This is a genomic window from Mycobacterium sp. (assembly GCF_036273375.1).
Lineage (GTDB): Bacteria > Actinomycetota > Actinomycetes > Mycobacteriales > Mycobacteriaceae > Mycobacterium.
This window is the reverse complement of sequence record NZ_DASUHS010000036.1, coordinates 1-9,813: the sequence shown is the minus strand read 5'-3', so window position 1 is coordinate 9,813 and position 9,813 is coordinate 1. Positions and strand designations below refer to the sequence as shown.

Sequence of the window (9,813 nt, the reverse complement as noted above, 5' to 3'; positions counted from 1 at the left end):
CACCGCGTCGCGCACCAGCTGCCAGGTCCAGTCGACCAGCTGGGCCCGGCGGCGCGCCTCGAATTCCCCCGCCTCGCGCAGGACCTGCCGATGACGTTCGATGGTGTCCCACAATTCCTTGAGGCCGGTTCCCTCGGTAGCACTCATCGTGAGAACGGGTGGCCGCCAAAGTGTTTCACGCGGATGTATCAACCGGATCGCCCCGGACAGCTCGCGCGCCGCCGACCGCGCTTCGGCGAGGTGATCCCCGTCCGCCTTGTTCACCACCACGATATCGGCCAGCTCCAGCACACCCTTTTTGATGCCCTGGAGCTGATCGCCACCGCGCGCCAAAGTCAGCAACACGAAGGTGTCGACCATGTTCGCCACGGTCACCTCGGACTGACCGACCCCGACGGTCTCGATGAGGATCACGTCGAAGCCGGCGGCCGCCAGCAGGACCGCCGCTTCGCGGGTGGCCTTGGCCACCCCGCCCAGCGTCCCCGACGTGGGTGAGGGCCGTATGTATGCATCCGGATGCATTGCCAGGCGCGCCATCCGCGTCTTGTCGCCCAGGATCGAGCCGCCGGTGCGAGTCGACGACGGGTCGACGGCCAACACCGCCACTCGATGACCCAGTTCGATCAGATGCATGCCGAGGGCCTCAATGCCGGTGGACTTGCCCACCCCGGGGATCCCGGTGATGCCGACCCGATACGCATCACCGGCGTCCGGCGTCAGCTGCAGCAGCAGCTGTTGCGCCTCGTCGCGATGGTCGGCGCGGGTGGACTCCAGCAGCGTGATGGCCCGCGGCAACGCCGCGCGGTCGCCGTTGCGAACCGCCTCGGCCAACCGCTCCACGGAGTCGTTCCGTTCGGAAGCCATTTAGTCGAGCGGGTAACCCAGCCGCTCGGCGAGCTTGTGCAGCAAGCCGATTGCGGCGTCGGCGATCACCGTCCCGGGCGGGAAGATGGCGGCGGCCCCGGCCTCGTACAGCTCGTCGAAGTCGCCCGGCGGAATGACGCCGCCGACCACGATCATGATGTCGGGCCGCCCCACTTCGGCCATCGCCTCGCGCAGCGCGGGCACCAGCGTCAGGTGACCGGCCGCCAGCGAAGACACCCCGACAACGTGCACGTCGTTGTCGGCGGCCTGGCGGGCCACCTCCTCGGGCGTGGAGAACAGCGAACCAACGTCGACGTCGAATCCGATGTCCGCGAAGGCAGTCGCGATCACCTTCTGGCCGCGGTCGTGGCCGTCCTGGCCCATCTTGGCGACCAGAATCCGGGGGCGGCGACCGTCGGCTTCCGCGAACTTCTCGACGAGTTCGGTCGCGGTTGCCATGTTTCCGGCCTTTCCAGCTTCTTCGCGGTAGACCCCGGCGATAGTACGGATCTCCGCCTGGTGTCGGCCATACACCTTCTCCAGGGCGTCGGAGATCTCGCCGATGGTGGCCTTCTGGCGGGCCGCGTCGATGGCCAGGGCCAGCAAGTTGTTGCCCAGCCCGTCTTCGCCAGCACGACCATGGGCGCCCGCCGCACGCGACAGTTCCGCCAGCGCGGCGTCCACCGCCGCCTGGTCGCGGCTTTCCCGCAGGTCCTTCAGCTTGGCCAGCTGCTCGGTGCGCACCCGGCTGTTCTCGACCTTGAGGACCTCGACCTCTTGGTCCTCTTCGACCTGGTACTTGTTGATCCCGATCACCGGCTGAGTCCCGGAGTCGATCCGGGCCTGGGTGCGTGCGGCCGCCTCCTCGATGCGCAGCTTGGGGATGCCGTCGCTGATGGCCTGCGCCATGCCGCCGTGTTCGGCGACCTCGGCGATGTGGGCGCGGGCGCGCTGGGCGAGCTCATGGGTCAGCCATTCGACGTAATAAGAGCCGGCCCACGGGTCGATCGGTCGCGTGGTGCCCGACTCCTGCTGCAGCACCAGCTGTGTGTTGCGGGCGATGCGAGCCGAGAAGTCGGTGGGCAATGCCAGCGCCTCGTCGAGCGCGTTGGTGTGCAGCGACTGCGTGTGCCCCTGCGTCGCTGCCATCGCCTCGATGCAGGTGCGGGCGACGTTGTTGAAGGCGTCCTGCGCGGTCAGCGACCAGCCGGAGGTCTGCGAATGTGTGCGCAGCGACAGCGATTTGGCGTTCTTCGGGTCGAACTGGGAGACCAGCTCGCTCCACAACAGCCGGCCCGCCCGCAGCTTGGCGACTTCCATGAAGAAGTTCATCCCGATGCCCCAGAAGAAGGACAGCCGCGGCGCGAACTTGTCGATGTCCAGCTCGGCGTCCAAGCCGGCCTTGATGTAGTCGACCCCGTCGGCCAGCGTGTAGGCCAACTCCAAATCGGCTGTGGCACCGGCTTCCTGGATGTGGTAACCGGAGATCGAGATGGAGTTGAACTTCGGCATTTTCGCGCTGGTGTACGCGAAGATGTCGGAGATGATGCGCATCGACGGCTTGGGCGGGTAGATGTAGGTGTTGCGCACCATGAACTCTTTGAGGATGTCGTTCTGAATCGTGCCGGCCAGCTTCTCCGGCGGAACGCCCTGCTCCTCTGCGGCCACCACGTACAGCGCCAGGATCGGCAGCACCGCGCCGTTCATGGTCATCGACACCGACACCGTCGACAGGTCGATGCCGTCGAACAGCTGGCGCATGTCGAGGATGGAATCGATTGCCACACCGGCCATTCCGACATCGCCCTGCACCCGGGGGTGATCGGAGTCGTAACCGCGGTGGGTGGCCAGGTCGAAGGCCACCGACAGACCCTTCTGGCCTGCGGCCAGGTTGCGCCGGTAGAAGGCGTTGGACTCCGCGGCGGTGGAGAAACCGGCGTACTGCCGAATCGTCCACGGCTGGTTCACATACATCGTCGGATAAGGCCCGCGCACGAACGGCGGTTCGCCGGGGAAGCTGTGCAGCGGATACCCGTCCGCTTCTACGGCCGCACGGTCTGCGCCGATGTAAACCGGTTTGACGTCGATGTCTTCCGGTGTCTGCCATTTCAGTTCGTCGGGTGTGTACAAATGCGCGGCCGCGGCCGCGGCCACGTGTTCCTCGACGGCGGCCTCGGTCGCCGGCGTGACAGTCCGCTCGCTGTGCAGCGGCACATCGGCGAAGCTGCCAACCGCAGGTGCAGTGGTCGTCATCGTAACTACGCCCCCAGCCTCGTGAGAAGATCCGACAGAGCTTCGACCGCATTGATTTTCGCGGTCAGGAATTGGTCCGGTTGGTGCTCGGCGTCGGCCATGGCTTTTTCCGGCCCGGCCAGATAGACCCGCGAGATCCCCGCGCTGCGGGCCGCCTGCACAACGCCCGAGGCCTCGTCCTGGTAGCGCTTGTCGGTGCCGCAGATGACCGCCGCCGGCGGCGACCCCGCGTCGACCACCACCGAGAGGATACGGTCGGCGTCGACCGTTCCCGGGTTGATCGCCTCGATGCCGCCGGACGCCAACAGATTCGAGGCGAACGTTGCGCGGATGTTGTTCTCGGCCAAGGGGCCCAACAGCAGCAACAGAACCTGGGGGCGGGATCCGGTGCGGGCCAGGTGCGCGTCCGAGCGGTCCCGCAGCGCCTCGAATTCCGCGGCGTAACGCACCAGGTTTCCGGCCGCGAGCGGCGAATACGTCGAGTCGCTCTGCGGCAGAGGAGCTTCGGTAAGGTTCGGAAATTCGTTGACACCGGTGATCGCAGTCCTGCGGTGCGCGATGTCGTCGTTGCGGCGGGCGGCTACCTCGGCGATCTGGCCGGAGATGAAGTCGCGGGCTTTCGTGAATCCGCCGTGCGACTCGACGGCCTGGAAATGCTCCCAGGCCTGCTCGGCCAGGCGCCGGGTGAGGTCCTCCACGAACCACGAGCCACCGGCCGGGTCCAACACGCGACCCACGTGTGACTCTTCGAGAAGCAACAGCTGCGTGTTGCGCGCGATGCGACGGGCGAAACTCGTTGCTATGGCCGGGAATCCGCCGTCTATCGCTACGTCGAACGGGAATACCAGCAACGAGTCGGCGCCCCCGACACCGGCGCCGAAGGCGGCCAGGGTGCAGCGCAGCATGTTCACCCACGAGTCGCGCTGGGTCATCATCGGCAGCGACGTCTCGGCGTGGACCACGGCCGCGCCGGCATCCGGCTCGCCGACAACTTCGGCGATCCGCGCCCAAAGATTACGCGCGGCACGAAACTTGGCGATCGTCATGAACTGGTCGTCATCGGCGGCGAACCGGAAGCTGATCTGCCGCAATGCCTCGCCGATCGACAACCCCGATCCGGTGAGCACTCGCAGGTAACTGACCGCGGCCGCGACACTGGCGGCGAGCTCCCACGTCGCGTTAGCACCGAGGTTGTGGAACGCCGGCCCGTCGACGGTGATCGCGCGCACGCCGGTGTGACCGGCCGCCCGCCTTGCCACGGCGATCACCTCTTCGATCTTCGGCGCGGGCCGATCACTGTGCGCCGCGCTCAGCGGGTCGCCGCCCAGGTCGATTGACAGGGTGGCGCGCTGATCGGGTTCCACCCCGTCCGCCAGCCCAAGCACCACGTCGCTGGCCGCCGGGTAGTCGGCGCCGGCTTCGAGGATCAGCGGCGCCATGCTCAGGTAGACACCCTCGAGCGTCTCCCCCAGCTGATCGGGCGCCACGCCCGATTCCCCGATCCGCAGGACCACGGCGCTGGCCCCGTTGCCGAGCGCGTCCAGCACCGCGGAGTTCACGTCCTTCGCCGCGGCGCCGGGAACCGGGGTAGCCGGGAAGGCCTCGGCGACCTTCCAGCCGGACTTGACGTCCCGCAACGCGTCACCGCCGCGCACATAGGGCCACTCGCCCGGCAGCGGCGGTTCTGGCAGTTCGTCGAGCGCGGTGTAGAGCGCGCGGATCGCAATTCCGTCATACGTCGGAGTTTCCAGCAGCCGCTCGGGCGCGTCGCCCAACTGTTCGGGGTCCTTCCGGGTGCTTTTGGCCAGCACACCGGCGACCGCACTGCGCCAACGCCCGCGAACCTGTTCTAGGTCGGCGAGCTCGGGTACATCAATGGACACCGATTGCTCCCTTTTCCCAGCATTTGGGCTACAACTTGGGGATACCGCTTAGCTACTGAGGCTAATTGATGACGGCTCGTCGCTAAAAACCGCCAGGTGCTTCCGAGCGTTCCCGATTCCCGACGAAACACCACCCTCGGGAGACGGCTTATTCATCTGCGCCCCGTACCCTAGGAAGGCGTGACGGGTTCCGCCACCAGCAAAATCACCGAAACGCTTCGCGATCTCGGCTGCGCCATCGGCGTCGCCGCGCGAGGCGTGTCCCGGTCGCGGATCGCCTGGACAGTGGTGGGCATCACAGCGCTGGTGGTGCTGGCATCGTGGCTGCCCCTTCCCTCGCCCGTGCAGATGCGCGACTGGGCGCAGTCCATGGGACCGTGGTTTCCGCTGGCGTTCTTGGTCGCCCACATCGTCGTGACGGTGGTGCCCATCCCGCGCACGGCGTTCACCCTGGCGGCCGGACTGCTGTTCGGCCCACTGCTGGGCGTCGCCATCGCGGTGGTCGCCAGCACCGCAAGCGCGATGATCGCAATGCTGCTGGTGCGCGCAGTCGGGTGGCGGCTGAACCGCCTGGTGCGCCACCGATCGATTGACACCGTGGAACAGCGCCTGCGACAACGCGGCTGGCTGGCCATCTTGTCGCTGCGGCTGATTCCCGCGGTGCCGTTCTCGGCGCTCAACTACGCCGCAGGCGCGTCGAGCGTGCGGGTGCTGCCCTACGCCGTGGCGACCCTGGTCGGATTGCTGCCCGGCACCACCGCCGTGGTGGTCCTCGGCGATGCGCTCGCCGGCCACATCAGCGCGCTGCTGTATCTGGTGTCGGCGGTCACGAGCGCTCTGGGTCTGACGGGGCTGATCATCGAGATCCGTCACTTCCGCAGGCACCACCGACGGGCGCACCGTCCCCTCGCCGACGAGCCCTCCCCCGAGCCGGCCACCATCGGCTGATCACCACCTTCGCTCAGGCCGGCGCGCGATGCGGCAAAGACCGAAGGCGAGGGAATTCTCGGCACCGACCGTGCCGGCACCGGCGTCTGGGGCACCGGACCCCGGAGTGCAAGATGGGGAAGGTGTCCGGAACGGAATCGCCTTCGCTAGCCTCCAGAGTCGCCGCACGACTGCTGCGCTCCCGCCGACTCGTGCGCGCGCCGATCTGGATCTACAAGGCCCGCGCGGGAGCGTTGTTCGGCTCACGCATCCTGCTGCTCGAACACATCGGCCGCAGGTCCGGCGCGCGACGCTACGCCGTGCTGGAGGTCGTCGACCACCCAGCGGCAGACGCATATGTTGTGGCCTCCGGCTTCGGCCGAAAAGCCCAGTGGTTCCGCAACATTGCGGCCAATCCCCGGGTGCGCGTCTACGTAGGCAGTCACCCGCCGGCACCGGCCACCGCCCGGGTCCTGGACCAGCATGAGGCGGACCGCACACTAGCCACCTACCGGACCCGTCGCCCCCGGACTTGGGAGCAGTTCAAGCCGGTGCTGGAGGACACCCTCGGCGTCCCGATCACCGACACGGATACTCCGCTGCCGCTGGTCGAGTTGCGCCTAAACTAGTTCTGGTCCGGTCCCTTGATCGTCATCGCGGCGACCAGCGCCAAGAACAGCGCGGCCGGAAGGCCGTTGACGACTTTGTCGCGCACCCGAACATGAGCGCCGACCGCCAGCACGAAGTACAACGTCAACATCGCAGTCGTTAGGCGCGCCAGGACGGGAAAACGGTTGACCGACAGCAATCCGGCCGCGGCGGCCGCTTTGACGACCGGCAGCACGGGCCGGATGTTCTCCGGGACGCCGACATCATCCAGGACCTTCTTGATGGGAGCCACCTGGACGCCGCACGCTACCGCGTCGACGGCGTGGAATACGCCGAGCGCCGTGTAAGTCTTCGGGGAAGTCAACACACTCATTCCGCAATCCTAGGGAGTCAGCTCCGCGGTCGAGCCATCCGCGGGCTTGCGGGCGATCGCCTCTGCCTTGGCCACCGCCTGGGCGACCGAAGGATCGGTTTCGGTGGAGAACCAGTCGGCGACCTCGGCGTCGTCGTCGGCGCTGTGCTTGGGCGCGTCATCGACGGGCGATGGCTGAAACCGGAACACGCCGTCCTCACCCGGGGTTCCCAACAGCTTGGTGAATCCCTGCAACGCCGCGTTGAAGTCACTGGGCACCACCCACACCTTGTTGGCGTCGCCGCGCGCCATCTCCGGCAACGTCTGCAAATACTGGTAGGCCAACATTTCCGGAGTGGGACGGCCGGCCTTGATCGCGGCGAACGTCTTCTCAATGGCCTTGGCCTGCCCCTGCGCCCTCAGGTAGGCGGCTGCTCGCTCACCCTGAGCGCGCAGTACCCGCGACTGGCGGTCGGCTTCCGCAGTCAGGATCGCGGCCTGTTTGGCGCCTTCGGCGCCAAGGATTTGCGCAGCCTTTTGTCCCTCCGCCTGCATGATCGCCGCTTGCCGGGTGCCTTCGGCGGTCAGGATCATGGCCCGCTTTTCCCGGTCGGCCTTCATCTGTTTCTCCATCGACGCCTGGATCGACGGCGGCGGATCGATGCTGCGCAATTCGACCCGGGCGACCCGCAACCCCCAGCGGTTGGTCGCCTCGTCGAGCACGCCGCGCAGTTGCCCGTTGATCTGGTCGCGCGACGTCAGCGTCTGCTCGAGCGTCATGCCGCCGACGACGTTGCGCAGCGTGGTGGTGGTGAGCTGCTCGACGCCGACGATGTAGTTGCTGATCTCGTAGACGGCCGCCTGCGGAACGGTGACCTGGAAGTACACCACGGTGTCGATGTTGAGGGTCAAGTTGTCCTCGGTGATCACCGGCTGCGGCGGGAACGACACCACCCGCTCACGCAGATCCACCCGCGCGCGAACCCGATCGATGAACGGCACCAACAACGTCAGTTGGCCGCTGACCGTGCGGCTGTATCGTCCCAGCCGTTCGATCACCGCCGCCTCTGCCTGAGGTATCAGCGCCACGGACTTGGCCACCACGACGATCGCGAAGATCACCAAGACGGCCAGCAGCACCAACCCAGCAACCGCACCTTGCATCGGACTTCCTTTCCTTGGCAGCTTCGTCTCGCCGCTACAGACTGCTCTTGAAGACGACCGCGGTCGCGCCGTCGATCTGCATGACGGTGACCGGCTCGCCGGCCTCGTAGACGTCGGCCTCGTTAAGCGGGCGCGCGGACCACACCTGCCCGTCGAGTTTGACCTGGCCCGCGTCGCGCGCGACGCGTTCGAGCACCAGCGCGGTTTTGCCCTGCAGCGCCTCGATTCCCAAGAGCGGCGCGTTGGCCGGCGTCAGCCGCCGCTTCAGCGGCGGGCGAACGAGCACCAGCAGCAGCACCGACACGACGAGGAACACCGCCCCGTTCGCCCACACCGGAAAGTCGGTCACCCAACTGGTTAGCGCCGCGGCCAGTGCGCCCCCTCCGAGCATCACCAGAAACAAATGGCCGGTGAGCGCCTCCGCACCGGCCAGCATCAGCGCGAATATTAGCCAAAGCACCGCGGCGGGCATGCGGCAAGAATACGCGCGATCCGCCTTCGCCGGGCAAAACAACTACACTGCGTGATCGTGTGGTGTCCCAGTGTTTCGCTGTCTCTGTGGGCCAATGCCTGGCTCGCCGGAAAGGCCGCGCCCGACGACGTCCTGGACGCGTTATCCGTTTGGGCGCCAAAGCAATCGGTGACCGCGTATGATGCCGTCGCCGCCGGCCACACCGGGCTGCCCTGGCCCGATGTGCACGACGCGGGAACGGTCACGCTGCTGCAGACATTGCGCGCCGCGATCGGGCGGCCGGCGCCGTCGGCCGGCGGCGCCGGCTTGATGCGCGGGACGATCAACGTTGTTTTGCCGGTACCCGGCGATGTGCGCGGGCTGACCCCCGGAACGCAGTTCGAGCGGGACGCCCTGGCCGCCGGCGAGGCGGTCATCATCGCCAATCCCCGCAACCCCGGCACCGCCGTGGGCCTGGTGCCCGAATTCTCCTACGAAGACGACGAGGACGCGCCCGAGGACTACGAGACGCGGCTGGCGGAATTGTGCGCGCTGACGTGGACGGTGTACTCGCTGCCCGGCGCACCGGTGCTGGACCACTACGAACTCGGCGACGCCGAGTACACGCTGCGGTCGGCCGTGCGCTCGGCCGCCGACGCTCTGGGCGCCATCGGACTGGGAGCCGCGGCTGCCGACGTCGACGACCCGCGTGGACTGGTCGAGCAACTGCTGGAATCCGCACGGCAACACCGCATTCCCGACCACGCGCCGACGCGCGCGCTGCGGGTGCTGGAGAACGCCGCGCACGTCGACGCCATCATCGCGGTCAGCGCGGGGCTGAGTCGATCCGAGTTTCCGGACCGTTTCACCGCGCCCGTCGCCGCCGGCCTGGAACCGTCGGGAACGCAATCATCCTCCGAGGCCCGCATCGCCAGCGATGCGCTGCGACCGCTGACCGCCGTGGTGCGTTCGGCGCGGATGGCGGCCGTGACCGCGATCCTGCATTCGGCCTGGGGCGACTGATCCGCCAGCGCTAGCGCCGGCCGATTGAAGGGCTAGTGCCGGCCGCGCAGTGCGGTGGGCGGCACGGCGCGCCGTTGGCGCTGGCCAGGCAACCCGGCACCGGGTCTGGCCCGGCCACTCGCACGGGTGTCCGACCATACCGCAGTTCGTCGATCAGGTCCGCTGCCATTTGCGCGAAACGCGGATGGGCGTTGGGCGTCGAAGCCCGCACCAGCGCCACGCCCGCCGCCTGCGCCTGGGCCGACAACTCGTTGTCGAGGTCCCACACCACCTCGATGTGGTCGGCG

General features: G+C 67.6%; 10 protein-coding genes. 3 read left to right on the top strand and 7 right to left on the bottom strand.

Features of this window, described 5'->3' with window-relative positions; all coding sequences use genetic code 11:
• The 3 genes from meaB to mutA all read right to left on the bottom strand — a co-directional run.
• Positions 1-864, bottom strand: an 864-nt coding sequence (meaB, locus tag VFW69_RS03990; RefSeq protein ID WP_526498403.1) for a methylmalonyl Co-A mutase-associated GTPase MeaB, incomplete at its 3' end; no start/stop codon positions are given.
• Positions 865-3,117, bottom strand: coding sequence for a methylmalonyl-CoA mutase (gene scpA, locus VFW69_RS03985; RefSeq protein WP_526498401.1), 2,253 nt, complete (start codon positions 3,115-3,117; stop codon positions 865-867).
• Positions 3,118-3,122: 5 nt separating this feature from the next.
• Positions 3,123-5,000 carry a methylmalonyl-CoA mutase small subunit gene (gene mutA, locus VFW69_RS03980; RefSeq protein WP_526498399.1) on the bottom strand — a complete coding sequence of 626 codons (1,878 nt, stop codon included), beginning with the start codon at positions 4,998-5,000 and terminating at the stop codon, positions 3,123-3,125.
• A 180-nt stretch (positions 5,001-5,180) separates the two neighbouring features.
• Here mutA and VFW69_RS03975 point away from each other — a divergent pair, with 180 nt between their 5' ends.
• Entirely contained in the window at positions 5,181-5,948 is a 768-nt protein-coding gene (locus tag VFW69_RS03975) for a TVP38/TMEM64 family protein (protein WP_526498397.1), read from the top strand.
• Between the two features lie 191 nt (positions 5,949-6,139).
• Positions 6,140-6,556 (top strand): nitroreductase family deazaflavin-dependent oxidoreductase, encoded by a 417-nt coding sequence (locus VFW69_RS03970; protein WP_526498405.1) that lies wholly within the window; start codon positions 6,140-6,142, stop codon positions 6,554-6,556.
• Here VFW69_RS03970 and VFW69_RS03965 read toward each other — a convergent pair.
• From VFW69_RS03965 to VFW69_RS03955, 3 genes are read right to left on the bottom strand one after another with little or no spacing between them, the layout of a single operon-like run.
• The gene (locus tag VFW69_RS03965; protein WP_526498395.1) at positions 6,553-6,909 is read right to left on the bottom strand and encodes a DoxX family protein; all 357 of its coding nucleotides are present in this window, start codon (positions 6,907-6,909) and stop codon (positions 6,553-6,555) included. The two genes, VFW69_RS03970 and VFW69_RS03965, sit on opposite strands and share 4 nt — an antisense overlap.
• A 9-nt stretch (positions 6,910-6,918) precedes the next feature.
• Positions 6,919-8,052: an SPFH domain-containing protein gene (locus VFW69_RS03960; RefSeq protein WP_526498393.1), complete on the bottom strand. Its 1,134-nt coding sequence runs from the start codon at positions 8,050-8,052 to the stop codon at positions 6,919-6,921.
• 34 nt (positions 8,053-8,086) lie between these two features.
• Complete coding sequence (locus tag VFW69_RS03955; protein WP_526498391.1) at positions 8,087-8,524, bottom strand: NfeD family protein; 438 nt, start codon at positions 8,522-8,524, stop codon at positions 8,087-8,089.
• Positions 8,525-8,581: 57 nt separating this feature from the next.
• Between VFW69_RS03955 and VFW69_RS03950 the strand changes: the two genes are divergently transcribed.
• Positions 8,582-9,526, top strand: a complete 945-nt coding sequence (locus VFW69_RS03950; RefSeq protein WP_526498389.1) for an Rv1486c family protein — start codon at positions 8,582-8,584, stop codon at positions 9,524-9,526.
• A gap of 10 nt (positions 9,527-9,536) precedes the next feature.
• Here VFW69_RS03950 and VFW69_RS03945 read toward each other — a convergent pair.
• A partial coding sequence (locus VFW69_RS03945; RefSeq protein WP_526498387.1) for a ferrochelatase occupies positions 9,537-9,813 on the bottom strand: 277 nt, incomplete at its 5' end.

What these genes read in the sequence shown, in the direction of transcription:
- scpA (WP_526498401.1), bottom strand. Translation starts at nt 3,117, where the DNA reads ATGACGACCACTGCACCTGCGGTTGGCAGCTTCGCCGATGTGCCGCTG.
- VFW69_RS03965 (WP_526498395.1), bottom strand. Translation starts at nt 6,909, where the DNA reads ATGAGTGTGTTGACTTCCCCGAAGACTTACACGGCGCTCGGCGTATTC.
- VFW69_RS03960 (WP_526498393.1), bottom strand. Translation starts at nt 8,052, where the DNA reads ATGCAAGGTGCGGTTGCTGGGTTGGTGCTGCTGGCCGTCTTGGTGATC.
- VFW69_RS03955 (WP_526498391.1), bottom strand. Translation starts at nt 8,524, where the DNA reads ATGCCCGCCGCGGTGCTTTGGCTAATATTCGCGCTGATGCTGGCCGGT.